23 protein-coding genes and 1 pseudogene are annotated in these 26,253 nt (G+C 45.3%); 11 read left to right on the top strand and 13 right to left on the bottom strand.

What is annotated here, in order from left to right; all coding sequences use genetic code 11:
• Positions 1-174: 174 nt before the first annotated feature.
• Complete coding sequence (locus DMB88_RS05980; RefSeq protein WP_128100620.1) at positions 175-1,914, bottom strand: methyl-accepting chemotaxis protein; 1,740 nt, start codon at positions 1,912-1,914, stop codon at positions 175-177.
• A gap of 252 nt (positions 1,915-2,166) precedes the next feature.
• Entirely contained in the window at positions 2,167-2,718 is a 552-nt protein-coding gene (locus tag DMB88_RS05975; protein WP_128100619.1) for an undecaprenyl-diphosphatase, read from the bottom strand.
• 198 nt (positions 2,719-2,916) lie between these two features.
• Between DMB88_RS05975 and DMB88_RS05970 the strand changes: the two genes are divergently transcribed.
• Both DMB88_RS05970 and DMB88_RS05965 read left to right on the top strand, forming a co-directional pair.
• Positions 2,917-3,903, top strand: a complete 987-nt coding sequence (locus DMB88_RS05970) for an LCP family protein (RefSeq protein ID WP_254438478.1) — start codon at positions 2,917-2,919, stop codon at positions 3,901-3,903.
• A 127-nt stretch (positions 3,904-4,030) separates the two neighbouring features.
• Positions 4,031-5,293 (top strand): acyltransferase, encoded by a 1,263-nt coding sequence (locus DMB88_RS05965; protein ID WP_128100618.1) that lies wholly within the window; start codon positions 4,031-4,033, stop codon positions 5,291-5,293.
• 125 nt (positions 5,294-5,418) lie between these two features.
• On the opposite strand, the gene DMB88_RS05960 is transcribed toward DMB88_RS05965, so the two are convergent.
• The 3 genes from DMB88_RS05960 to DMB88_RS05950 all read right to left on the bottom strand — a co-directional run bounded on the left by DMB88_RS05960 (position 5,419) and on the right by DMB88_RS05950 (position 8,666).
• Entirely contained in the window at positions 5,419-6,153 is a 735-nt protein-coding gene (locus tag DMB88_RS05960) for a hypothetical protein (RefSeq protein WP_128100617.1), read from the bottom strand.
• 155 nt (positions 6,154-6,308) lie between these two features.
• Positions 6,309-8,210, bottom strand: coding sequence for a sensor histidine kinase (locus tag DMB88_RS05955; RefSeq protein WP_128100616.1), 1,902 nt, complete (start codon positions 8,208-8,210; stop codon positions 6,309-6,311).
• Between the two features lie 174 nt (positions 8,211-8,384).
• A complete protein-coding gene (locus DMB88_RS05950; RefSeq protein WP_128100615.1) occupies positions 8,385-8,666 on the bottom strand; it encodes a hypothetical protein in 282 nt (93 codons plus the stop codon).
• Positions 8,667-8,811: 145 nt separating this feature from the next.
• Between DMB88_RS05950 and DMB88_RS30150 the strand changes: the two genes are divergently transcribed.
• The 3 genes from DMB88_RS30150 (at position 8,812) to DMB88_RS05940 (ending at position 9,771) form a co-directional block, all read left to right on the top strand.
• Positions 8,812-8,973: a hypothetical protein gene (locus tag DMB88_RS30150; protein ID WP_164848620.1), complete on the top strand. Its 162-nt coding sequence runs from the start codon at positions 8,812-8,814 to the stop codon at positions 8,971-8,973.
• Positions 8,974-9,140: 167 nt separating this feature from the next.
• The gene (locus tag DMB88_RS05945; RefSeq protein WP_128100614.1) at positions 9,141-9,515 is read left to right on the top strand and encodes a hypothetical protein; all 375 of its coding nucleotides are present in this window, start codon (positions 9,141-9,143) and stop codon (positions 9,513-9,515) included.
• A 67-nt stretch (positions 9,516-9,582) separates the two neighbouring features.
• The gene (locus DMB88_RS05940; protein ID WP_128100613.1) at positions 9,583-9,771 is read left to right on the top strand and encodes a hypothetical protein; all 189 of its coding nucleotides are present in this window, start codon (positions 9,583-9,585) and stop codon (positions 9,769-9,771) included.
• Positions 9,772-9,947: 176 nt separating this feature from the next.
• On the opposite strand, the pseudogene DMB88_RS05935 reads toward DMB88_RS05940, so the two are convergent.
• Positions 9,948-11,167, bottom strand: a pseudogene (locus DMB88_RS05935) (MFS transporter).
• 468 nt (positions 11,168-11,635) lie between these two features.
• Here DMB88_RS05935 and DMB88_RS05930 point away from each other — a divergent pair.
• The 3 genes from DMB88_RS05930 to DMB88_RS05920 all read left to right on the top strand — a co-directional run bounded on the left by DMB88_RS05930 (position 11,636) and on the right by DMB88_RS05920 (position 14,107).
• Positions 11,636-12,277, top strand: a complete 642-nt coding sequence (locus tag DMB88_RS05930; protein ID WP_128100612.1) for a peptidylprolyl isomerase — start codon at positions 11,636-11,638, stop codon at positions 12,275-12,277.
• A gap of 520 nt (positions 12,278-12,797) precedes the next feature.
• Positions 12,798-13,055, top strand: a complete 258-nt coding sequence (locus tag DMB88_RS05925) for a YqkE family protein (protein WP_128104333.1) — start codon at positions 12,798-12,800, stop codon at positions 13,053-13,055.
• A gap of 257 nt (positions 13,056-13,312) precedes the next feature.
• Complete coding sequence (locus DMB88_RS05920) at positions 13,313-14,107, top strand: SDR family oxidoreductase (protein ID WP_128100611.1); 795 nt, start codon at positions 13,313-13,315, stop codon at positions 14,105-14,107.
• 275 nt (positions 14,108-14,382) lie between these two features.
• Here DMB88_RS05920 and DMB88_RS05915 read toward each other — a convergent pair whose 3' ends face one another.
• Positions 14,383-15,144 carry a YwaF family protein gene (locus DMB88_RS05915; RefSeq protein ID WP_128100610.1) on the bottom strand — a complete coding sequence of 254 codons (762 nt, stop codon included), beginning with the start codon at positions 15,142-15,144 and terminating at the stop codon, positions 14,383-14,385.
• Positions 15,145-15,444: 300 nt separating this feature from the next.
• Between DMB88_RS05915 and DMB88_RS05910 the strand changes: the two genes are divergently transcribed.
• Positions 15,445-16,419: a ring-cleaving dioxygenase gene (locus tag DMB88_RS05910; RefSeq protein WP_128100609.1), complete on the top strand. Its 975-nt coding sequence runs from the start codon at positions 15,445-15,447 to the stop codon at positions 16,417-16,419.
• A 154-nt stretch (positions 16,420-16,573) separates the two neighbouring features.
• Here DMB88_RS05910 and DMB88_RS05905 read toward each other — a convergent pair whose 3' ends face one another.
• The 4 genes from DMB88_RS05905 to DMB88_RS05890 form a co-directional block, all read right to left on the bottom strand.
• Positions 16,574-17,281 (bottom strand): stalk domain-containing protein, encoded by a 708-nt coding sequence (locus DMB88_RS05905; RefSeq protein ID WP_128100608.1) that lies wholly within the window; start codon positions 17,279-17,281, stop codon positions 16,574-16,576.
• A 219-nt stretch (positions 17,282-17,500) separates the two neighbouring features.
• Complete coding sequence (locus DMB88_RS05900) at positions 17,501-18,052, bottom strand: hypothetical protein (RefSeq protein WP_128100607.1); 552 nt, start codon at positions 18,050-18,052, stop codon at positions 17,501-17,503.
• 7 nt (positions 18,053-18,059) lie between these two features.
• The gene (locus DMB88_RS05895) at positions 18,060-18,347 is read right to left on the bottom strand and encodes a hypothetical protein (protein WP_128100606.1); all 288 of its coding nucleotides are present in this window, start codon (positions 18,345-18,347) and stop codon (positions 18,060-18,062) included.
• Between the two features lie 202 nt (positions 18,348-18,549).
• Positions 18,550-19,827, bottom strand: coding sequence for a methyl-accepting chemotaxis protein (locus tag DMB88_RS05890; RefSeq protein WP_128100605.1), 1,278 nt, complete (start codon positions 19,825-19,827; stop codon positions 18,550-18,552).
• A 364-nt stretch (positions 19,828-20,191) separates the two neighbouring features.
• Here DMB88_RS05890 and DMB88_RS05885 point away from each other — a divergent pair, with 364 nt between their 5' ends.
• Positions 20,192-21,613 (top strand): aspartate ammonia-lyase, encoded by a 1,422-nt coding sequence (locus tag DMB88_RS05885; protein ID WP_254438477.1) that lies wholly within the window; start codon positions 20,192-20,194, stop codon positions 21,611-21,613.
• A 171-nt stretch (positions 21,614-21,784) separates the two neighbouring features.
• Here DMB88_RS05885 and rpoN read toward each other — a convergent pair whose 3' ends face one another.
• The gene (gene rpoN / locus DMB88_RS05880) at positions 21,785-23,092 is read right to left on the bottom strand and encodes an RNA polymerase factor sigma-54 (protein WP_128100604.1); all 1,308 of its coding nucleotides are present in this window, start codon (positions 23,090-23,092) and stop codon (positions 21,785-21,787) included.
• Positions 23,093-23,277: 185 nt separating this feature from the next.
• Positions 23,278-24,825 (bottom strand): L-glutamate gamma-semialdehyde dehydrogenase, encoded by a 1,548-nt coding sequence (gene pruA, locus DMB88_RS05875; protein ID WP_128100603.1) that lies wholly within the window; start codon positions 24,823-24,825, stop codon positions 23,278-23,280.
• 234 nt (positions 24,826-25,059) lie between these two features.
• On the opposite strand from pruA, the gene DMB88_RS05870 reads away from it, so the two are divergent.
• The gene (locus DMB88_RS05870) at positions 25,060-25,983 is read left to right on the top strand and encodes a proline dehydrogenase family protein (RefSeq protein WP_128100602.1); all 924 of its coding nucleotides are present in this window, start codon (positions 25,060-25,062) and stop codon (positions 25,981-25,983) included.
• Positions 25,984-26,253 lie beyond the last annotated feature (270 nt).

Raw genomic sequence — 26,253 nt, 5'->3', positions numbered from 1 at the left:
CTAAAATAACATTGTTGTGACATATTCAGCTTCTATTTGCACCAATACCAAAGAAGTCGTTATCTAACGGAATATATCCCATCAGATAACGACTTCTAACATACTTAGCATTACTGTAAGCCCACTACATTCTCGCAATGCTCCTTCCAATAAGCAGCGAAATGTTGGCGTAGACTATACCTTGAATTTATTGATCTGTTCTTGGAGTTCCTCTGCCATTTGGGACAATGAACTCGCTGATGATGCAATCTCTTCCATGGAAGCTAACTGCTCCTCCGTTGCGGCAGATACGTTATGTGCTCCACCCGCAGCTTCCTCAGCAATGTTGGAGATTTGGTCTACATATCCCACGACTTCATTCGTACTCGCTGACATTTCTTCCGAGCCTGCGGATACTTCCTGAATCTCACCCGCTACCTTGTTCACCGCATCTGAGATCTGTTCGAAGGCTTGGCCTGCTGCAGTTACCATCTCGATTCCAGCTTCGGTTTCGCTGCTGTTCACTTTTACTGCTTCTACCGCATGTCCTGTATCATTTTGAATCAATTGCACCAGGTCAGTAATTCGCTGTGCAGAGATCGAAGATTCTTCTGCCAGCTTACGCACTTCACCAGCAACGACAGCGAAGCCTTTGCCATGCTCACCTGCACGAGCTGCTTCAATCGCTGCATTCAATGCAAGCAGGTTCGTTTGACGAGCAATATTGTTGATAACCTCGGTGATATTACCAATCTCTGTAGAACGCTCTCCCAATCCTGTAACGAGTGACGATAAGGAGGCAATGGAATTACGTACAGAACCCATTTGTTCTACAGCCTGTTTGATAATCATGTTTCCTTCAGAAGACTGATTAGCTGCATCAACTGCCGATACAGATACACTTTGAGCAAGCTCTGCAATTTGTTCTGAACCAAGTGCCATCTCGCTCATCGCCTGGGAGGAACGCTTAACGATGCTTACCTGATCGGATGTACCTACCGCCAGCTCTTCCACCGTTTCCGAGATTTGTTTGGACGCACTTGTATTTTGCTCCGCACTAGCCAGCAATTCTTCCGATGAAGCTGCTACCTGCTGTGATGTCATAGATACAGATTGAATCATATTGCGCAAATTACCTGTCATGACGTTGAAGGATTCTGCAAGTGTTCCCAGCTCATCCTTGTTCTTAAGAACAATTCTCTCTCCTGTCAGATCTCCGTTCGCAATAAGCATCGCTGCTGCATTCATTTTTTGAATTGGTCTGGAGATGATAATTGAGATAAAGAATGCAATAAACAATGCGAGCAATATTGCTGTAATACTCAGCACCACAATAATCAAGAAGGCTCTTTCGGCCGATTCAACCGATGAATTCGTAGCAGCGTCTGATCCTGTATTGCCGATATCAATTAACTTGGCAATCGTGTCATTAGCTGTGTACCATAGCGGATATGCTTCACTATGAAGTCTACTTGCCTCACCATAATTGTTATCTTTGCCGAACTCAATGAATGCAGGCATCTTTTCCAAATAGCCATCGTAGTTTGGACTAAAGCTCTCATTGTATAGCTTCATGGCTTCTTCATTGTTACCAATCAGCTCAACCAGCTGTTTACGCTCACCCTCGATCTTGTTTAAGAGAAACTGCATAGATTCATTGAGCTTGGTAATCTCCTCTTGGCTCGTTTCCACAATCACCGCCAGAGCAAGGCGCTCCACATCGGATACATCACCATTCATCATACCTAGGAGACTTACACTAGGCATCCATGTCTCATCAATGGCATTTGCCTTGTTCGACATATCCTTGATCTGCATCGCCGAATAGACACTTACAAAGGCAAGCAATGCCACCACGATTGCAAAACCAAGTAATAATTTCATACGAATCGTTAACCTGAATTTCCCCGCCACGTTTCCCCACGTGTTCTTCATCGTTCCCACTCCTTAGCATTGTACATATCAATACTATATCGACAGATTTCGTCGTAAATTGTAGATATATGCCATCCAACTTTCACAAATTTCATTTAACAATGAAAAATTTACAATCGTTTTGGAAAATGCTCAGAATATGTTTGAAAATTCACAGCTCAAAAAACCTCATTTTCCTGGCAACGCCAAAAAATGAGGCTCTTATTATTATTGCTTTTACTATAGTTGAAGTAAATTTCTTAAACGGATGAATTAGCGAAAAATACGTCGATGAATCTGAATGAAAAAGTCAGGAACCGACTTCGTATATTGACGTGTTACAATCAGTATAACACTGACTAGACTTCCCAGAATGAATCCACCTACAATATCTCCTGGGTAATGCACTCCAACATAGACGCGTGATACACCTGTTAGCACAGCGAGTAATAACATCCAATATCCGAAGCGCCGTGCAATGAAAAATGATGCCGCAGCAAGCGCAAATACAAAGGATGCATGCTTACTTGGAAAAGATGGATCAGGCACATGCGGAACGAGCTGGTTCACAGCACCTTCCATAAAAGGCCTAGGATGGCCTACGACAGGTGAAATGCCCCATTTTGCTAACACAAGTGCCACTATAGAAGACACGCACGCATAGAACACGATGCGCTGCTTGTGGTCATCCCCAACAAACCATACCAGAACAAGCAGAGCAATCATGACCCATACGGCATACTCAGCCGAGGTAATCATAAACCAGTCAAGCAGCGGAATGCGATCCGCGAACTGATTAATCCAATTAAAAATAGATTGATTCATATTCGAAGCTTAATACCCCCATTACATAAACCTAGATTATTTTTTACATATTAAATATACACTAACTATTTGTCAAACAAACTGCAATTCAACCGAACTTTCGAAATCAAACAGGACATTTGCCTTACTTTTTGTTAAAATGAGTTGGGTTATGATACAAATGTTAAGAAAGGTGAAGATTATGCACAAGAAATGGTTATGGGGACAGCCCTGACCTTGGCGCTCATGGTTACAGGCGTCATTGTATACTACGGATATTCTATCGTACATTTTGCTAATAGTATCTCGACAGCAGCAGGCTCTTCATCCGAATCCTCATCCGACACAGAAACGAACGAAACACCAACCACAACGATTCCCAAATGGGATGGCAAAGAACGCGTCAACATCTTATTACTCGGGGGAGACTCCAGAGGAGATGATGCGGGGCGTTCAGACTCGGTTATGATCGCTTCGATCGATCCTGTCACGAAGAAGGCGCATCTCTTCTCTGTTCTGCGGGACACCTACGTCAGCATTCCTGGACATGGCAAAAGCAGATTAAATGCCGCCTTCTCATACGGCGGTGCCGAACTGACGAAGGAGACGGTCAGCAACTTGCTCGGCATTCCGATTCAGCATTACGTTTACACGGACTTCACTGGCTTTATGGCTCTTGTAGACGCTGTCGGCGGTCTGGATATCGACGTGGAGAAAGACATGTATTATACCAGCAAAGCAGACAAGCATATGTATGACATCGACTTAAAAAAAGGGTTACAGCATATGGATGGGAAAACAGCCCTCCAATATGTCCGTTTCAGACATGACGCAACCTCCGATTTCACTCGAACAGAGCGTCAGCGGATCTTCATGACGGAGCTTGCCAAGAAGATGCAGAGCACTACTTCACTCTTCAAGATGCCAGACATTCTGGAAGCGGTCGCTCCTTATATCGAGACAGATCTCAGTCCAACCCAGATGCTCAAACTGGCAGCACTCGGCTTCGACATCAATGCCAATGAAATTGACAAACAGCAGATTCCTCCAAACAAATTACTGACGAATGAGCTTGTAGGCTCCGCTCAGGTACTTGGTGTGAATGAAGCTAAGCTCCAAACCTATATTCAAGACCTATTCGCACAAGATGCAGAAACCACAGCGGATAATGCAGCGAATCCAGAGCAAGATAAAGAACTCAATTAGCATACACATTCCGTTAAGGTGGCGATCTGCCATCTTTTTTTTATCCAATTCTCGCCATTTAATGCCCTCTTAATGTTCAAAAGGTACCCTTAGAGGTGAATGTTTAGTGGTAAGGAGGCGATGACATATGAGCAAACCGCGTATTGAAGAATGGACACAGCTGCGAGGTATGGCGTTTCTTGCCATCGTCATGCAACACAATATAGCGGAATATATCTATCGCGCAGATATTGCACAGCCGGACTCCATTATGTTAACGATGATTTATCATTTGACTCGTTTTGGTACACCTACATTTGTATTTCTGTCTGGCGTGCTGTTATTTTATCATCACAGTCATAAGAAGCCCGACTACCCACGTTTTATCCGTAAACGGTTTGGGGATATTTATGTGCCCTTTGTGCTGTGGACCCTCATTTATTGGCTCGCCATCCGTATCTTCACGCCTGAATTCTGGCAATCAGGTACACTTGATGTGCGAAGCTTCATCCATGAGCTGTTCATTCCTCAGACGGGATACCATCTCTGGTTTGTGCTTATGGTGTTCCAGTTCTACGTATTGTTCCCACTGTTCCTTCGAAGTGCTCAGTTCGTACAGAGGAAGATTGGTAAAATGACTAGATTGACGGGAACACAATCTATTATCGCACTTGTTCTGATTGCGGCAGCATTATACACATGGCTGATGAAATGGTCCTATTATGATATGGCAGGCTGGACGGCGACTCTCTCTCCGCCTTGGTCAACGTTGCTGGAGTACCGTTCTTTCTCCTGGGTGATGTATTGGTTTTATTTCTTACTTGGAGCTGTATGCGCCTGGGGCATAGAACATTGGAGGCAGTGGACGGTGCGGGCGTTACCTTGGTTGGTATGTCTCTTCATCGGTATGTATATCTGGCTTGGTTACGATGTGCTTAGAGGTTCTGGGGATGTTGTGAATCTGAATATTTCCACCTATCTGAAGCCAACAACGTTTGTCATTATTATGGCGCAGATGCTTATGTTATATGGATTTCTTGTGTTTCTACGTAACAAAAATACCCGCTTCCAGCGGCTCTTTACGTGGATTGGCCGTTATTCGTTCGGCGGATACTTGGTACACGCCTTAATTATCTATTGCATTGCCTACATGACTAGACCATTGTTGCTAACTGGCTGGCATTTACCTGTCACGCTGCTTTCCTTCCTGGTGACCGTGTCGATCTCACTTGCGATCAGCTGGGGTCTATCCAAGTTGCCCGGCTCCCGGTTTACCGTTGGATTGCAACGGCGGAAACGTCCCAATTCAACTGTGCGTAGCAATGACGAATCATTTTCGAAGCAAAAAGCAGGATACAGCACAACCCTATCAACTAAGCAGCAAGCGTTAGCTGACCATGACGTTCGGTGACTCGCCAATGATGTTCATATTTCAGATGCTTTATGGAATGTTAGTCTTATAAAAACTTGCTTATACATTGATCAGGGCATCCACTGAATAACATGGATGCCCTGATCTATCTCTTGAGATCATTCTTATTCTGGTTCAGTCGCAGCCGGATGTCCCGGGGCATGCTTATGCGGAGCAGCATGTGCTCCTCCTTTTCGATGAACCAAACGTTTCAGATCACCCGTCAATTCCTCTTTCATCTTGTTGATCAGTTGTGTTTCACTAATGCCATGAGCTTCGGCAATCTGGGCGAGTGACTTTCCCTGCCGTAGCTGCTCTTCAAGCTGATCCGGAGTAATGCCGATAAACTTCGCAATTGTCTTCTGATTCAGTGCAGCATGTTTTCTTCCATGACCTGCGAATTCCCGTCGTAACTCCCTCAGTGGCGTGTTGATAACCTTCTTCAACTTCTCATCCATACTTGCCTTGGCAGCAGCGGCTTGTTCCTTTGTCAAACAGCCATCGGCTGTTGCTTGATCCAAGCGTTTCGTAAGAGAAGGCTTCAACTTCTGAAGCAACTGCTCCTCGCTTAGACCTTTTCTTTCCTTTGCAATCTGAGACAACGTTTTGCCAAGCTCCATCTGCTCCTTCAGGTCTCGAAGGCCAATCCCCAGTAGATCTGCTGTCTCGCCAATCATAAACAGCCCATGTCCTGCTTGAATGCAAGGGAGTTTATTCTCGGTAGACGTGGAGGATGAGTCCTCCTTCGGCGTGCTATTCTGTTCGGAGAACGTGTGAGCAGACACCATATTTCCATTGGAGGCTACTACGAATATAGCTAAGATCCCGCTAGCCAACCATGTTTTCCATCTGAAATTCATTTCTGTACCGCCTTTCCTATGTCAAGGTTCGTTTTCTCTAGTGTGAACCTAATCCTTGCTTTTTTATTCCAAGATTTTGCATCATTCGATAAATGTTTGCATGACCAGATAAAAAACTACAGCCAAAAGAGCCGCTGCATCCTTCTACCGGTTCGTCACTCGACGAACTCGGCAAAAGTTACAACGGCTTCTGTTCCTACCCCTTTGGTGCTTGTAAACATTATTTCACCATGCATGGCTTCCACAATTCTGAATGTCACCATCATGCCAAGCCCCGTGCCTTTGATTTTATTCGAGAAGTAAGGTTCTCCAAGACGAACTAATGCTTCCTCGTCCATTCCCTCCCCGTTATCCCGCACGTGAACTTTGACGGTGCCATCCTGAGCATATGCCCAAATATCAATCTGACCGCTTCCTTGCAGAGCCTCAATGCTATTTTTAATAATATTAATAAAGGCTTGTTTGAATTTAGAAGAATTGCCTCTAATCCATAAATCTGGAGGAATATCTGTTGTAATCTTACCACCCTCCAGATTAGCCATCGGCACGAGAATGCCTTCAATATGATTGAATTCATCTGCAATATTCAGAGAGATGATATGATCAAACTCCGGTTTGGCAAATGTGAGAAAGTCCGTTATGATCCCTGATGCCCGATCAAGCTCTTCCAGCGCAATCCGCACATAACCTTTGTTTTTATTATCCTCCTGCTCTGTCATGAGCTGTAGAAACCCTCTCGTAACCTGTAGTGGATTCCGAACCTCGTGAGCCACAGAAGCAGCAAGTTCACTAATAATCTCCATCTTCTCAGAGCGCTGCAATTCGTTATTAAACAACTCCAATTCCCTGGAATATTCAATGACTTCTGCATGTTTCTCCGCGAATCGATTACCGAGAATCGCAATAAGCGATACGATGAATACAACGATGGCCCACTTCCACCAGAACAGCTGATACATCCCATTACGTTGATAATAGAATACTAATTCTGCAATGCTGACCAGCGCAAATGTCCCATAACCTGCCGCAAGTAATATCCCTTCCCGATTTCGCTGAAGCGCCTTGGCAACTGTACCAATCATTAATAAAGTCAATAAAATGACGAGAATTATGCCGCTTCCCTTTTGAACCAGCAGCACATAGAACAGATCCCATTCACCGCTAGAAACAAAATATAGAATTAACGCCAGGATCGCAACCATAGAGTACATGAGTTGAAATTTGCGTAGTTTGGTGAAGATTTGATAAGGCCCACTTCCAGTAACTTGTTCAAAGAAATAACATAATGCAGGCATGCCTGCTAACATAGACAGATCAAATAAGACGGAATACAAATCCCCATGTACCTTGTAGAACGTGTACAGAAATGGCGAGTACGTAATAATCATGATGCCTACAGAGCTTATGACAATGATTAATGAAGTCCATAATCCGGTATAAAATTTGCCGAGAAAGAAGGTGCAGCTTAACATTGCAAGGGCTGTGAATAGGAACGTTGCCCCCAATATCACATCCAATAAGCCGCTGCGCATGAACTCTTCCTGCAGGATGCTGTATGGCCCTACCTCTACCGTTCCATAAATACCCATTCGACCGTCCGTATTCTCGGCCCACACATACAGCTGCTGATTAGAATTCTCCATCTTCAACGGCAATAACACTGCATTGCTATCGTAATTATAATGATAGTTCTCATATATCTTCTGGTCTTCCAAGTAAATGACAATATGCTGACCTTTGATATTCTCGAACCGAATTGCATAATAATCCTCTTGTATCGAAGGAATGGTCAAACGAGTCCAAAGTGATCCGGCAGGCGGATTAATCATACTATTCTCTAATTTCTCTACCCCTTGCCGTTCCCACACTTCATCCTGATGCTTCGCTTCACTTATAAATCCCCGATCGTGTATATTCCCCCACTTGACTTCCCACGTCATGATCGGAACAGGTTCCTCGTTCTCTTGTATAGCCGCGGCACGAACCTCTAAAGGCCAGTACAGGAGAAACAATAAACCAATCCATAAGACGATGATAGCTTTGGGCACATTTTTCATTCACAGCACCTCAAAGTTCTTATTTTCTCCGTTACCTTGTCCCCGTTAACTCTACCATCTATTTTCGCCAAGGTTTCACGTGTCACCTTCTAAATTTAAATGAAAAATCACATTTTAGTTTAAGTTTATATTTTTTTCCAATTAACTGTTAAGAAATCAATTAAAACCGCTATTCTAGTCTCGCAAATCTTCAAACTGGTTCACTATCATCTCTCGTTCCTTGCGTTCATACGAGTCTCGAAACGCTAACCACTGCTCCGTATCCTCATCCTCGTATATGGTCCAAATGTCCGAGAACAAAAAATCTCTCAGCTGCACGACTTGTCCAGCCCATATTCCGCCAACCCAGAACAAACCATCCGGGCGACGAATCACCGTACGGGAAAATCCTGGTGTAGAAGCCTTTTGTCCAATGCGAATACGCGTAATCATATGACCAAGTGTGTACCATTCCAAGGGGTATCCCTCCTATGTGTTCATACTCCATCATACCATAGTCAAATCAAGAAATGCTGTAAAAACGGCACTTGCGATTCAATCCGACCTCCCTGGTGTAATGGTTCCTCAAAGTAAACCAAACATCCATGAGGAGATGATTCGAATGAATGAGCCACATAAAACGGTTCAGGTTGAGCACAAAGATATCCAGCAAAAATCAGATTCTAGTATGGTTGCAGCCACATTTATTAAATATGCAGCATATGTTCTAATTTTCTTCGGTTTTCTGTACTTTCTGGTCAAATATGTATTTCCTAAATTCTAAATTACTCATTCATACTCAAAGAGCCTGAGGGGGACAATATAGGTGTGCGAGTAAGATTACAATACCCACCCTTTGGGTAACTACGAAGTAAGATGACTTCACACACACGATCACAGATTACGTTCCAAACTTAAATGAATAAATAGGACTGAAGGGAGTTGCTAGGCATGTCAGATAAACCAATCAGCAATGGAGAAAGCGACCGTTACTTCGATCGTTATCAAAGGTCACGGGATATTCCGCCAGAGACTGAGGTTCCTGTCGGAGACATGGATACATTTGATGAAGTTTCCGGCAGGCGGATCGAAATAGAAGAAGATTCAGAAGCATATCCCGTAGCTGCAACGACGGATGGGGAGCAAGAACTGGAGTCCAGAACAGCAGAACCTTCGCTGGAATCCGTTCCAGATGCTGACCTTGTTCAGCCGGATAGCCCTGTCGACCCAGCTGCACCTGATCCAGATGCACTTCATGGCACAGATTTGTTGAATGGTTTTGGCGCAAATGCCAAACCTCAGGATGATATCCTTCCAGGGCGATAATTGCAAGCAATGATTGATCCTCTTGCGCAACTGAGCTTCATATCTGAATTGAAGGAGGCTGAGACTCATGAAGGACGAGCACACTCGACCTAAACCAGAACCGGATAATCTGGTTACGGAACGAGATATTGATCCAGACTTCGGACTGTTCACGGAAGACTCATTCCCAGATGCACTTGAGGATGAAGAACAGCGTGATGCAGTGGAGCATGCCATTCCTAAAGAAAGAGCAAATTCGAAGGATGCTTCTAATTGATAGCTAATGTTATACAAATAAAAGTATCTTATTATAGTTGAAACCTCTTCTTTCATTGGAAGGGGTTTCTTGACGTACAGCAAGGAAGATCTGCCCTGTTGATGAGAAACAAAGGGGAACTACATCCCGCATGCAGTGCCCCTTTGTCATCACTCATTCTGTCTCTTACAGTATCATTACGTTTTACCTTTCGTTGGAGCTTGACTCGCACCTGCCAGCTTATGTTCCAGACCAGACCACTTAGCAACGATGGCGGTCACTAACAACGCGACACCATTAATGATAAAGATCCAGCGAATCGGTAGCCAGCCACCGAGAATACCCCAATGATCGGTCCCGCCATTGTGCCAATCTGAGCAGCAGACTGATTGAGGCTGAACGCTCTGCCCCGAAAGCTCGAATCCGTCACTTGTACAATCATGGCATTGATCGCCGGGAAGACCGCTGCGAAGAACAGTCCATAGACAAACCGAAGTATGCCAAAACCGATATAACCTGTTGTGAAGAATTGCAACAAATTACCCACAGCACCGCCAACCAATCCGATGATTAACACTTTGCCGAATCCGATTCGTGAACCGATTTTGCCCCATCGAGGTGCCATAATAACTGTAGCCACACCCACCGCAGAGAAAATAATCCCTGAGCTTAACGAGGCTCGATCTGGCTGAATGCCCATCTCCATAACGTATACCGTCAGCAAAGGCTCTAAGATCATAACCGAGAAAGTACATATGCCCATCATGCCGAGCACTGTAATAAACACACGATTTGCTCTGGCTTCTCGAATATCATCCATCACATGGGAGCGTGGTTTATTCCGATTAAAATTCTCTTCCCTTACCCAGAACGTTGCGATTAGTGCCGAGACCAGGACAACAATCGCGGAAAATAAGAAAGCACTGCGGTTACCATAGTAATGACTGACGATTCCGCCGATTAAAGGTCCAATAATTCCACCAGTAGCCCCTGCCGTGGACATTACTCCAAGGGCATAGCCTGTCTTTTCTTCGGGTGTATTAGTACCTACGAGAGCAATTGCTGCCGGAACGAAGCCAGCCAGCAACCCTTGGAACAAACGCACCACAATGAGAGAATATGGATCTTGCACAAAATAATTAATCAAATACAATACCGCAAGGCTGTATCCTGACCGAATCAGCATCGGCTTTCGTCCGTATTTGTCCGCTAGCGATCCCCAGAACGGAGACACCAGCGCACTCGCCAGAAAGGTAATGCCAAATGCAAGGCCTGACCACAACTCCAAATGATTCTGAACACCGAGATCGCTGCTCAGAAACAGCGGGAGGAACGGAATAGATATAGAGTATGCCGTACTGCAAAAAAATACACCGATCCACAAAATCGCCAGATTACGCTTCCACGAGAAGTTCATATTCCCCGCACGCCCTTTCCATCAATGACGCCGGGACTGCCGTGTATTGGAGCGAACGGAACAGACCCGTACGTCCCTGTCTGAGGAAGCATTTTCCTTATTTTACACCCATACTTTATTGAAGACCATCCCTATAAGTACATTTGTGAAAATCACTATAAGTGCGTGTTCAAAAAGGTCGGTTTTCAGTACCGAGAAGATGGGATGAAGATAGAAATGGAGTAGCGGAGCGTAGGCAAAACTACGTGAGCAACGGACATTTCGGCTGAATTCCATATTCGACGTTGATGATGCCTTTAGGCATCCTGCGTAATCAAAAGCGGACTTTTTGAACATCCTCTATAAGGAATAAAGGGTGTCATAGATTGCTATAGAGTATAGAAAACAGGTATGATAGTTGATGGATTATCTTATCGTAATCAGAGAGTTAATACTACGATAGCAGAAGAACCAAGGGGGAACTTGTTCATGATTAATCGTCGAAAAAAATCAATAGCCGCATCGCTGATTATGGCGTTACTGCTTATTGTAATTAGCGGTTGCGGGCGACCTACCAATAGTGCTGCACCGGCTCCAGTAGAGCCTGAAGGCCCTAACCCTGTCGCTACCATTGAAATGGAAGATGGGCAAAAAATCGTTATTGAGCTATACCCGGACGTCGCTCCGAATACGGTGAATAACTTTATTTCACTCGCGAACAAAGGCTTCTACGACGGCACGATCTTTCACCGTGTCATTCCAGGCTTCATGATTCAAGGTGGCGACCCAGACGGTAATGGTAGAGGTGGCCCAGGTTATAGCATTAAAGGTGAATTTACATCGAACGGTCACAAAAACACCCTGTTGCACACACGTGGAGTCATCTCTATGGCACGGAGCAACGCATTGGATTCAGCGGGATCACAATTTTTCATTATGCTGGCAGACGCGGAGCATTTGGATAACGCCTACGCTTCGTTTGGCAAAGTGACAGAAGGTATGGAAGTCGTTGACGCGATTGCAGCTCAGGAACGTGATGACCAAGATAAACCTCTTACTAACCAAGTGATGAAAAAAGTAACGGTGGACACGCACGGGCTGGAGTTTCCAGAACCGGTGAAAATGCCTTAATTCCATCGAATAGGGCAGCATCTCAGCGTCCAATAGGGAATTCAGATGAACGAAGTAAATACTTATGAAGTTTGTTTCCTTCGGAAGTGTTTCAGCCATAAACAAACAAAAGCTCTGCCCTATGCGAAGATCGCAAGGCAGAGCTTTAACTATTGGTAGCGCTTGCATAAATAATATCATAAAATGCACTCATCTCTTGCGCTGCTTCATTCAAAGAAGCCCACCTAACAATCGCAACCAACCGATGATGGCAATCCACAGTGGGCAGCTAAAGGCAATGCCCCATGCAAGCCCTTTCAATAAACTCCGATTCATTTCCACGAACAACGACTCCTTTCTCAGGGGATAGTCGCAGTATCGGTATTATCATATGAATTGATACCCATTTTCATTCGTCACAAGAGTATTCATTTCCTGCTTTTCTTCCGCATATTCATGGATTGGGACTTGGTAACCTGATATACTATGACTACTGATTATTACAGGGAACCTGATTTACCGCATGAAAGGAGATTTTATGATGGCCAAATCGAAAAAACACACACCTGCTCCCAAGGCAGCTCAGGATAAACCAACAACCCTGAAGGATCTGCTCAGCAGTGATGTGCTTGAGAAGTTAAAGGCTCAGGCAGATGAAGCCAAAGCCGCAGAAGCTGAGCGCAAAGAGCAAGAGCGCATCAAGGCAGACGAAGCGCGTAAGGCAGAGCAGAAGCGCCGGGATAATGATTTTGAATATTTGTTAAACAACAGTTCTCTCGACTGGAAGAAGCATAAATAAGTAAGTTGCTTTCATTGATGCGTTTAAGCCAGATCGATTACGACTTTACTGGTCTACAATCCTACGCACAGACTTGGAATCGCACTGCGGTTCCGGGTCTTTTTAATTTGGAGAAATTCATATCGCATATCTTATTCCTGTATAACGAGCTACGGCGCCGAAGCGTTTCCCTCTTCTGATTCATCAGCTATGGGTCGGGTATGTAGAAGTAGAGAAGATACTTAATATGCATCTCTATTATAAACGGAGGGATCAGGATGACTGAACAACGTTTAGCAGGTAAAGTAGCCATTGTTACAGGAGGTGGATCAGGTATAGGCCAAGCGACTGCCATCCGGTTTGCCGAGCATGGCGCTAAAGTGTATATGCTCGATCGGACACCTGAGAATGCGGAAGAAACAAAAAGCTCCATTGAACGCGTCGGTGGTGAAGCACACGTTATCGAATGTGATATATCCAAGCCAGACCAGGTGCAGCAAGCTATCAATCAGGTTGCAGAAACTGCAGGCCAACTGGATATCGTCTTTGCCAATGCAGGTATTAATGGATCGATGGCACCCATCGAAACGATGGAAATCGAGGACTGGGATCAGACCATGGAGATCAATATGCGTGGTACCTTTGCAACGATTAAATATGCGATCCCTCACATGAAGGAACGTGGCGGTAGCATGATCATCACAAGTTCAATCAATGGTAATCGGGTCTTCTCCAATATCGGCTTTTCTGCATACGCTTCCAGCAAAGCAGGTCAAACCGCATTTACGAAAATGGCCGCACTCGAACTGGCACAATATAAAATCCGTGTAAACGCAGTCTGTCCGGGAGCCATTGATACCAATATTGACGATAACACCTATCCCTCCGATGACCTCAAGGAAGTTCAGATTCCTGTCGAGTTTCCTGAGGGGCATGAGCATCCATTAAAGGATGAAGCCGGTACTTCTAAGCAGGTAGCCAACGTAGTGCTCTTCCTCGCTTCGGATGAGTCTTCCCATGTAACAGGTACGCGCATCTATGTCGATGGAGCAGAATCCCTGCTACGCGGCTAAAAGAGGTTGTTCAAAAAGTTCGCTTTTGATTACGAAGGATGCGCGAGCAGCATCTCAGCATCGAAGATGGAATTCAGCCGAAATGTCCGTTGCTCACGTAGGTTTGCCTACGCTCCGCTACTCCATTTCTATCTTCATCCCATCTTCTCGGTACTGAAAACCACCCTTTTTGAACACGCGCTAAAAGAGGGTGTTCTAATCGCAAACTTAATAATCCCGCTAGCACCTGTGACAGGTTGCTACGGGATTATGTTATACATATATCATGCTGCTTCTCAGATTGTCGTACCTTTACCTCTCTTCATCCGGCTTCTTACTCGCTCAGGAATGGCAAAGAATAAACCATACATCAGCGAGAACATCACCAGAGCAAGAATCTCTTCCCCTATAATATAGACAGGATACGGTCCTAACAGATCAAGCACTGAAGCAGTATCAGGCTTGTGTCGAAGAAACATATAATTCGCGTCAAGGATCACATCCATTATATATACAACCAATGCCGCCACATTAACGAATACCATCGAAGCGACAACAGATCGCCAGGTTGGACGAAGCTGCTCAACCCAAGTCATGTAGAGTAAAGCAAGAATAATACAGGCATGTGCAGTAAAAAATTGAATAAAACGAAAATGCGGATAGCCATATCCCAAATTCGGTGTCACAATCGCCATAAGAGCTCCTGCAATACCAGCAAAGAGCAGCGCACTATGCAACAAGCGACTGCGAGTTAATAATACAACGCCAGACAGCAGTAACGAAAGACTGCACAATTCAAGGGGTAACGAGGTTTGCAGGCTCCACACACCTCCATAGATGTACCAGGCCTGCAGCGCAATCTCACAACCGAACATGAACAGAGCTAGAGAAATACGTATGTTCCGCCTTGTGCGATCCGACGTTGCTATGAATGTATTTCGAAATAGATATACTAGTAAGAGTCCAACAGCTATATATGCCATTGCCCACAGATGAGATTTGGAAAAAAAGATAAAGGGTTCAGCATCATACGGGTCGAGCCATGAGGGAAATGCCATACGTCTCTCCTTTCACTCCTGAATGAACGAAGATCATCCTGGGATATTTTTCATTTTGCCATCGTTCTATCCGATTGTCCATTATCTCTTTTCCAGTTCATAGGGGCTGACAATAAGATGAATACCCGTCATCAACTTACCTGTTGCTTTGTCATTATCTTTATGTTAAGATAAATCCAAGAACAAAACAAACTAAAAGTTAGTAACTTAAATTAATTCACGATAAAATAAAACGACAAACCATTTTCATCTATAACACCGAGCACTGTATTACATCCACACTACTTAGGAGGAATTCATATGTTAATCAAAGGACTTCACCACGTATCTGCTTTAACTGCACGCGCAGCGAATAATTATCAGTTCTATACCAATGTCTTGGGTCTTCGCCTTATCAAAAAGACGGTCAATCAGGATGACGTATCTGTATACCACCTGTTCTATGGGGACGAAAAAGGGAATCCTGGCACAGAGCTTACGTTCTTCGAGATTCCGATGGCTGGTGAGACACGCGAAGGCGTGAATAGCATCTCAGCGACATCCCTACGTGTTCCTAACGACGCAGCACTCACGTACTGGCTACAACGTTTCGATGAGTATGAAGTACCTCACGGTGAAATTACGGAGCGGGGTGGCCGCTTGACCCTTTCCTTTACCGATTTTGAGAACCAGCGTTTGATTCTGGTTTCAGATGAACACAATACAGGTGTCCCTGGTGGGAAACCGTGGGATCGAAGCCCAGTGCCTGCTGAATTCGGTATTATTGGTCTTGGCCCAATTCATCTGACAGTTCAAGATGCGTCGCTGACAACCCCTGTTCTTACGGATCTGCTCGGCTTCCGCTCTAAAGGTTCATACCCTGCTCTGGTCGCAGGCCAGCCCGACATTCTGGTCTTTGAATCCGGTGACGGCGGAAGCGGTACTGAGGTGCATGTCGAAGAACGAAACGACTTGCCGATCGAACGTCCTGGTCGCGGAAGTGTTCACCATGTTGCCTTCCGCGTAGACAACGAAGAGGAACTGAAACAATGGGTAGACCGTGTAAGTAACTTCAAATTCCCGAACTCAGGTTTTGTAGATCGCTTCTACTTCCGTTCCCTGTATTTCCGAGAAGCCAATGGCATTCTGTTCGAGCTTGCCACGGACGGCCCTGGTTTCGATACAGACGAAGAACTTGAATTTCTCGGTGAATCTCTAGCCCTGCCGCCATTCTTGGAAGGCCGCCGCAAAGAGATTGAAGCACAACTCAAACCGCTGGATACTGTGATTCGTTAAAAGAGACGAACAGCATTCACATCATACTGCTTTCTGCAAAAAAAAACGATTATCACGATGATGCATCCTCTAAATAGAAAGCGGGGATGCATCGTGAATAATCGTTTTTTTTATGAAGTCAGCTTAGTTGGTACACCCATGCAAATGTTCCATTTTACTTCGTTAGATAAGATGTTGTGAGCGGTACAAACAGCGCTGAACCCGGATCTTCAGCTACGATCTCGACATAGACAGCCTCTGTGCCTTTAACATCCACGTCCAGACTTATCAAGCCGTCTTCTGGCGTAATATTCACTGTTTTCAGGACAGTGCGATCTTGGTCAACAACCTGAATCTTCTGATTGCCTTGGAGAGCTGCCAGCTCCACATGAAGGGATGTATACTTTTTGCCCGTGTTAATCTGAATATCGCTTCCCTGTGTCGAAGGATCATTATGCAGATACACGTCTTTGTAATCCTTGCCTTTGTATGAGGTCTCCGCAGGATCTTTGGTATGCCATGCAATAGATCCGAGCACCGATGTTCCCAAAGAGCTTAATGTTAATTTATTGTCCGTTACTGGCGTGGACCCATTTGTTCCACCGATCAGGACGGAAGAAGTTGCCCCGTCATATGATATTTCAGTTCCAAGCAGTGTACCCACCGCACGAACCGGCAAATACGTCGTTCCGTTATAGGTAATTGGCAATACGTTCTTACCGTTAGCGTCCTTCGCTGTCACGGTTTCCCCATTTAACTTCAGCGTAATCTTACTGTTGAGATATGCTTTGATTGGCTCCAGTCCTGTTGCTGCCAATGCTCCTGTACCGATCCCTAACGTTAGTGTGCCTACCATCAATCCAAGTACAACCTTCTTCTTCACTACTAATCCCTCCCTGAGAAATGAGTTGTCCTTTATACATTTAAATCACTAAAGTGAAAATGTCAATTCATTTATTACAATTATCTGGTATTTTTTTTATGTCTTGTTTGTTTTTAGACAGCACAAAATGAGGCTGAACCTACTGGTTTTTTTTCAGCCCCACTGTTCGCATAGCTCATATTATATATACCCGTTCACGCGAATCTTCTGTTACACCACTTAATCAAATGACTCTTCATATCCATCTTCATATTCTTCATTCGTATAATGCACGTTCACGGCTTTCCACTCGCCATCCTCATAGCCATAAGCGAACTTCAATTCACCGCCATACACGGCAAAACCGTAGGCGCCCGATACGGATACAACCAGCTGTCCGTTCTCCAAACCATAATAAATGACATCACCAAACAGAAGTTTATCGTAGTACTGCATTCCTTCCGTGTCTTCCTGTAATCGAATGGGATCACCCTTAACCCCATCAATGGACACGTCAATGCCCACCTGACCTGCCGTAACATCAATGTTTGATTCCACATGCTGCTTCACAATATCTTCTAACGACTGCATCTTCATGACTTCCAACGTTTCAGGATGAATAATGTATGCCTGACCTAAATAAATTCCCGTTCCATGACCTTGCGTAAACATAACAACAATCTCTTTTTGCCCATCACCGTTCAGATCAATCTCATGTATTTCCGGTTTGTTGCTTCCACCCTCTGCTGTCCAATCACTGAACTCGCGAGTTTTACCATTTGCTTCAAGCACTAAGCCTTTATATATATCCAGAACCCTCCACTTGCATCGGGTATAATCGAATGGCATCATTTTCGGGAGCTACCGACACATATTCCTTGTTGATTGGAGCAGATGTGTCCAGGCTCATTGCATGTTCCTTTGTTGTTTCAATATCAGAAGCCACGACCGCTTCGGCCTGGCTGGATTGCTCATCTATGTTAAGCTGTTTTTGTTGTACATTGGTTGTTTTGGCAGCGGAAGTTGTACTAATTGTAGCTACCGCCAAAATAATCATCAGCAGGATACCTGTCCAAGTCGTTTTCAATATACTGGGCTCCTTCTTATTTCATGGAATATGACTATTATACCGTCATTTATCGCCCAAGCGTTGCGTTTTTGTTAATGTTTAATAAAAATATCTTTACAAACTTTTCATTTTGCGAAAGAACGTTCGGGTTTAACCAATATAAGCAAAATTCCAGTGATATTATTAGAAAATAAAGTAAAAAAAACACTCCAGACACAGCTCAAGGCTGCATCCGGAATGCTTTGGTCTTGTCCATCAAACGATCCGTTAGTTGTCTTAGCTCTTCAGCAGAAGAGGAGATCTCCTCCATAATCGCTGTTTCTTCATGTGCTGCACTCATAATCCGTTTGGCTTCATCCGAGAATGAGCCTGCCTTACCTTGAATTTGCTTCACATGACCATGTGTCAGTTCTACGCGCCCCGTCTGATCTGCAATTTTGAGGCCGATGTCGTGCGCACCTTTCATGAACACTTCCACAGATCCCGTCAATTCCTGCAACGTCTGATCTACATTAATCGTCCGCTGGGATTCATTCACGACAAGCCCATGCTGTTCATGAATCAATTGGGCCGTGTCTCTGATCCGCTGCTGAACTCGGCTAATTAACTCATTGATCCGATGTACGGAATCTTTACTCTCGTCTGCGAGTTTGCGAATCTGCTGTGCAACGACAGCGAATCCGGCGCCATCTTCCCCTGCCCGTGCAGCCTCTATGGATGCATTAAGGGCAAGCAGTCCCGTCTCTTCTGCAATATTCTTAACGGATTGTGTGATTGCTTCAATATCCGAAGCTTCCTTCTCAAGCAGAACCATAATGTCACGAGAACGGTTATGCGATACAGCCAGCTCGTCCATCCCTTTCATCAAGGAAGAGAAAGTCTGCTTCGTATGCTCTACCGAACGTTCCATCTGCCCGGACATTTCAGCCATGCCCATGGACTGATTCTGCATCCGTTGAAAATCACCAAGCATCTCGTCGGCAGTCACTAATGAATGCTGTGATGTCACTTTCTGCTCCTCTACGCCGACAGCAATGTGATCTACTGCATCTGACATCATCTCAATCTGCTCAGCTGCCTGGGTAATGGCTTCACTCAGGGACTGGGCATTCTGCGAAGTTGTCCGTGTGCTATCCGCAATATCATTCACAATACCACGTAGATTCGTCACCATCGCCCGAAATGCATCGTACAGAACCGTAAGCTCATCAGCGGTACGACGCTGTGGAATCTCCGTAGTCAGGTCGCCCGATGAAACTTGCTGAGCCGCTTTGGCCAGACGTACGATTGGACGGGTTAGCCACCGTGATGCAAAATAACCGAGGATCCCGTTCCAGCAAACCCCCATCACCAGAACGATTGAAATGTATAACCAGCTTGGGATGTCAAATGAGAACCAATCCTGGAGAAAAAATATAAAAAAGCCGCTAGTTCCATATGTAATAATTGAAATCAATACCAGACCTGCGACTGTCTTTGCGCCTAAAGTCCATTTCATCTTCGCACCTCATAGTCCTTTTTTCCTATTTTACCAATACTTTTCCAAAATACATGTGATATTCATCACTGAAAACGCTATTATGAATACCTTCTCAACCTTATAGCGCATAATTTATAAGATGAATGATTCCCCCTTCAACTCCGTGCACAAAACAGTTACATCCGTCCGTATCGAATTTTAATAACAATAAAATCATCTCATGGTGGCTTCAACGTCGGGTAATATATCTAATTTAAATTATTTATCGGAATTTAGGGTCAAATGATTTAGCTTGGCATCCATTTTGCTTAAATGATATACTGAGTGCGCTTTGGCTATGCCAGAGTTGACCTATTTTTGGATGCCACTGGAGGCGAACGAAATGTCCACAAGGACTGAGAAAGACTTTATCGGTGAAAAAGAAATTCCTGACTATGCGTACTACGGAATACAGACGGTACGGGCAGTAGAAAACTTCCCCATTACCGGCGTTCCCGTGCACCGCGAACTAATCACGGCTCTGGCTGCTGTTAAGAAAGCAGCGGCAGTCACGAATATGGAACTCAAAATGCTGCCACGCAAAATCGGCGATGTCATCATCATGGCCGCTGAAGAAATGATGAAGGGCCATCATATTGATCATTTTATTGTAGACTCCATTCAAGGTGGTGCAGGCACCTCCATGAATATGAATATGAACGAAATTCTTGCCAATCGTGGGCTGGAGCTACTGCTGCAGAACAAAGGAGACTACTTCCACTGTAATCCCAACAATCATGTGAATATGTCCCAATCCACGAACGATGTCATTCCTACAGCCCTTCGTATCGCAGCATATCACCTGTCGGAAACCTTGCTGAAAACGATGCAACGACTGCAGGATGCCTTCCGTAAGAAGGAGCAGGAATTCGACGATGTCGTCAAAGTAGGACGTACCCACCTTCAGGATGCGGTGCCCATTCGACTTGGACAAGAATTCGGCGCATATGCACGGGTGCTTGGTCGTGACATGGAACGTCTCGATTTTGCTAATCGCCGTCTGTTGACCATCAACCTTGGTGCTACAGCTGTAGGTACGGGTCTGAATGCCAAGCCCGAATACATCGTTAAGGTTACAGAGCATCTGGCAGATATTACGGGATTGAAGCTGCAAACGGCAGAGGATCTCGTAGATGCGACTCAGAATACAGATGCTTACATGGAACTGTCCGCTGCGCTAAAAGTATGTGCAGTGAATCTCTCCAAAATCTGTAACGACATTCGTATGATGGCTTCAGGTCCGCGTGCAGGCTTCAATGAATTGCGCCTACCACCGCGTCAACCAGGCTCATCCATTATGCCGGGTAAAGTGAATCCTGTTATGGCGGAAGTCATTAACCAGGTATCCTTCCAAGTCATGGGTAATGACCATACCATCTGTATGGCTTGTGAAGCAGGTCAATTCGAACTGAACGTCATGGGTCCTGTCATTGCGTTTAACTTGTTACAATCGTTGAAAATCATGAATAATGGTATCGACGTATTTACCCGCTATGCCGTCGAAGAGATGGAAGCAAACCGGGAGCGTTGTGAAATCATTATGAAGCAGAGCTTCAGTGTCATCACAGCTCTCAATCCACATCTCGGTTATGATGTGGCCGCTTCAATCGTGAAAGAGGCATTGAAGACAGGTGCTTCTCTGCAGGAAATCATTCTGGAGCGTGGTCTGTTGACACCAGAAGAGCTTGAGGAAATTTTGCATCCAGAACAGATGACGACGCCAGGTATTGCTGGCGAGCGTTTCCTGCTTAATATGGAGCAATAATTCGCTTTTTCGCTATAACCGTTATAACGAACCACCATCCAGACACAGCACACATAACAAAACAAAAAAATAACAGCCCCTCTAGACCGATAATACTCGGTTTATGGGGGCTGTTTATCGTTATAATTCAGTTAGAGACAACAGATCACTGTAATAATGTCTGTTGCTTGTTTATCCCCACCGCTTGCGTTCAAGCGAGGATAAGATTTGAAGCTCTTCCCTGTACTTAGCGACCGTTCTACGCGAAAGGATGATGCCTTCCTTTTGCAGCAATGTGGCTAAGGCACTGTCGGAGAACGGGCGATCCGCACGTTCCGTAGCAATCAATGCTTTTAACCTCAACTTTACTGCAGATGCCGACATCTGGTCTCCCTGTGTTGTTGCAATGCCTGAAGTGAAGAAGGCCTTCAATTCCAATACACCATGCGGCGTTTGAACATACTTCCCGTGGACGGCACGACTTACGGTTGACTCATGCATGCCGATCTTGTCAGCAACGGCCGCCATGCTCAGGGGTTTTAATCCAGACGGTCCCTCAGACATAAACCGCTCCTGCTCCTCCAGTACCGCTGCCACCACACGCATTAATGTGCCCCGCCGTAAGTATACACTTCGAATGATCGCCCTAGCTTCTGCTGTACGTGCCAGCCAAGACTCATCCGTAGAAGGATCTCTGAACCAATGAGCGTATTCTTCGTTAATTGATACTCGCGGGATACCTGCTGAGCACAGTCGAATACAAGTCACTCCGTTTCGAACAGCTACAGCCACATCGGGAATGATGTAGTGTGGGGATTCCTTGGAGCCGATAGATCGACAAGGCTTAGGCTTCAAACTCGAAATGTAATCATAAGCCTTCTGCGCTTGTTGAGAAGTGATCGCTAACCGTGCACCTGCTCGGCCTGGATGGAAAGGAACTAACGCTTCCAGCCCTGCTTCCACCATCTGTTCCGCAAAAGGAGCAGCCGCTGGGTCACGCTTCATCTGCAAGAGCAAGCACTCGCATAAACTACGTGCGCCAACACCCGCTGGTTCGAGCGATTGCAGTACATCCAGTCCTGCCATCGCCTCATTCATGGATATGCCGATTAACGAAGTCACTTCGGTGAGATCAACTGTGAGGTAACCATCTTCACTAACACAGCCAGCCAAATAAATAGCAATTGCTCTCCGCTGTGAAGGCAGTGCAAGTACACGAATCTGTGACGCCAGCCACTGTTCAAGCGTAGGTTCAGCCCCTTTGATCCGGAGAAACGGATCGTACAAGGAGCCTCCTCTACCATGATTCTGCCGCGCAGGGAGCCGAGCTACTCGTGCCGTGGTTTCTTCAATCTCTAGAACGGGATTGTCTGCTGCTGCATCCTGAAGATAACGAGCCAAATCCTGGCTGGACAACGTCAATACATGAATGGATTGTTTCATCTCTGGTGTCATGGTCAGCCGTACACGCTGCTCCTGCACCAACTGCATTCCAAGCATCCGTCTCCCTCCTTAGCGGCAGTCTGAGAACTTGTATCGAAGCACGAACATATACATGTTGAGCACACATTGAGTACATATTTTGAGCACATCATAACACAACAATCTAGGGCGTGTGCTCTTAATTAAACTTTAAGGACATCCCTAATCTTAGTTAGCGTATGAAGCTAAAACTTAGCGCGTGTTTAATATTTCTCCGACACCAGCTTCGCTTGGGTAAACAGCAATAGGTAGTCTCTTCCGCCTGCTTTGGAATCTGTACCCGACATATTGAATCCGCCAAAAGGATGCGTACCTACCAACGCGCCAGTACATTTCCGGTTAAAATACAAATTACCTGCAAAAAACTCCTGTCTAGCTTGCTGCAAATGCTCACGATTCCGTGAAATTACCGCACCGGTCAGACCATAATCGGTATTGTTGGCAATCTCCAAAGCATCCTGGAAGTCTTCCGCCTTAATAAAGGCAAGCACAGGACCAAAAATCTCTTCCTGCGCAATACGAGCCTGTGGATCAACATCCGCAATAATGGTTGGTTCGATAAAGTAACCTTCTGCGTTACCTGTTCCACCACCCAGTACCAATCTTCCTTCGCTCTTGCCTATTTCAATGTATTCATTAATTTTGGCATACGCCTTGTCATCAATAACAGGTCCAACCTGGCTACCTACTTCGAGCGGACTTCCCATCGACAACTGCTTTGTGCGCTCAATCACTTTTTGCAATACTTCATCATATACATCCTTATGAATAATGGCACGGGAGCACGCAGAACACTTCTGTCCCGAGAAACCAAATGCCGATGCGGTAATGGATTCTGCTGCAAGCTCCAGATCACTGTCATTGTCCACCACAATGGAGTCTTTACCGCCCATCTCGGCAATTACCCGTTTAATCCACTTCTGACCTGGTGCCGTGCGGGCTGCACGCTCATTAATCCGCAGTCCGACATCCCTGGAGCCTGTGAAGCTAATGAACCGGGTCAATGCATGATCCACCAGATAATCACCGACTTCACTGCCTGGCCCTGGCAAATAATTGACGACTCCGTCCGGCAAACCTGCCTCAGCCAGCAGTTCCATGAATTTAGCCGCAATCACTGGCGTTGTGCTAGCCGGCTTCAATACAACGGTGTTGCCCGCAACAAGCGCTGCCGATGTCATGCCAGCCATAATGGCGAGTGGGAAATTCCATGGTGGAATGACAATCCCTACGCCGAGCGGAATATAGGTTAACTCATTATCCTCACCAGCAATTCGTGTCAGTGGCTGAGGCTGACTCAGCCGCTGCATATCACGAGCGTAAAATTCCATAAAATCAATCGCTTCCGCTGTATCTGCATCCGCTTCTGGCCACGTCTTCCCCGACTCGTATACAAGCCAAGCAGAGAATTCATGCTTCCGGCGACGCATAATCGCTGCTGCTTTGTACAGCAATCGTGCCCGTTCATTCGGGTCGGTATGCTTCCATGAACGGAATGTCTCTGCCGCAGTTTGGATCGCTTGCTCTGCCAGCTCCTGATCGGCTTGATAGATCGTGCCAATGACCTGTTCTTTATTGGCGGGATTCACAGAGGTTAATGTGCGGGAGCTGGTTACCTTTTGCCCGCCTATGATCATAGAATATTGTTGTCCTAACTCCGATTCCACCTGACGAAGTGCTTTCTCAAAAGCCTCTTGGTTGACCGGGTTAGCAAAGGACGTAAAGGGTTCGTTCACAAAAGGGATATTCATAAAAATAATTCCTCCTTCAGGATGTGATATAGATTCGCTGGCTGGGTCTCACCCAAATATATGTAGCAAGATCCGTGCCAACTCCGGTTAAGGTAGGAATATTTTTGTAGTTTTTTGTGAAATTTAGATGGTTTACAGATTTCATTGGTGATGCATACGTCCAACGCTACAGATTGGCATGATTCTTGCTGGATATGTTGGTATCAGAAGCATGATTCATAAGGAGGAAGCAAGATGAGTATTGGAACGGAAATGTACCGCAAAACGCTGCTAACTGTTGCAGGCAACAAAACTGTGGAGAACCTATCTGTAAAATATGGGAAAAAACTCGCCGGGAAATTTATTGCTGGCAATACACTGGAGGAAGCCCTTGAAGAGATTCGCATACTCAACAATAAAGGCATCATGGCAACCCTGGATCATCTCGGAGAAGGGATTACTCGTTTGAGCGAAGCGGCATTGTATCGGGATGAATATCTACGACTGCTCGATGGTATTGCTCGCGAGCAAGCAGATTCAAATGTATCGCTTAAACCCACACAGATGGGGCTTGCCCTTGACCCCGAAGAAGGGTATGAAAATATTCGAGCAGTGGCCGCGCAGGCGAAATTACATGACCTTTTTGTGCGAATTGATATGGAAGATAGTCCGTTTACCCAAGCGACGCTGGATATCGTTCGCCGGCTGCATGGTGAAGGACTGGTGAACACAGGTACCGTGCTGCAAGCGTATTTGCATCGAACCGTAGAAGACACGCGGGATATGATTCGGGAAGGAATTCGACTTCGCCTTGTCAAAGGAGCTTATAAAGAACCCGCTACGGTGGCCTATCAAAATGCTTCGGAAGTCATTGAACAGTTCAAATTGATGATTCGGCATCATCTCGACCAAGGTGTCTATACCGCAGTTGCATCACATGATGATCACATCATCTCATGGACGAAGCAATACGCTAAAGATCGAGGAATCTCGCCAGATGCGTATGAATTTCAGATGCTGTATGGCTTACGTATGAGTGAGCAAGAGCGATTAGCACAAGAGGGATATCGGATTCGTTGTTACGTTCCCTATGGAACAATGTGGTACCCTTACTATACTCGTCGATTGGCGGAGAAACCGGCTAACCTCTGGATGGTTGTCAAAAATATGTTCAGATAATATATGCTCACTTCCATCTCAAGCCAGCCTGTATCTCTCAAGGTTGGCTTGTTTCTTGTGACCCACCAACAATGTCTAAAAATTTAACATCCCCAAATTGAAGTGTACGAATAATTAGACACCTCCCGACAACCTCATGTAAATCCAACCTAAACACATTCATGAATGATCTAAATCCAAAGCGATATGATGTCACATATTATAACTTGTATATAACTTTTGAATTGCGTGAACTACGTCATATCAGTAATTCCACAATTCTCACCATTT

This window comes from Paenibacillus sp. DCT19, assembly GCF_003268635.1.
Lineage (GTDB): Bacteria > Bacillota > Bacilli > Paenibacillales > Paenibacillaceae > Paenibacillus.
The sequence above is the reverse complement of the archived record's forward strand: the minus strand, read 5'-3'. Positions and strand labels throughout refer to the sequence as shown.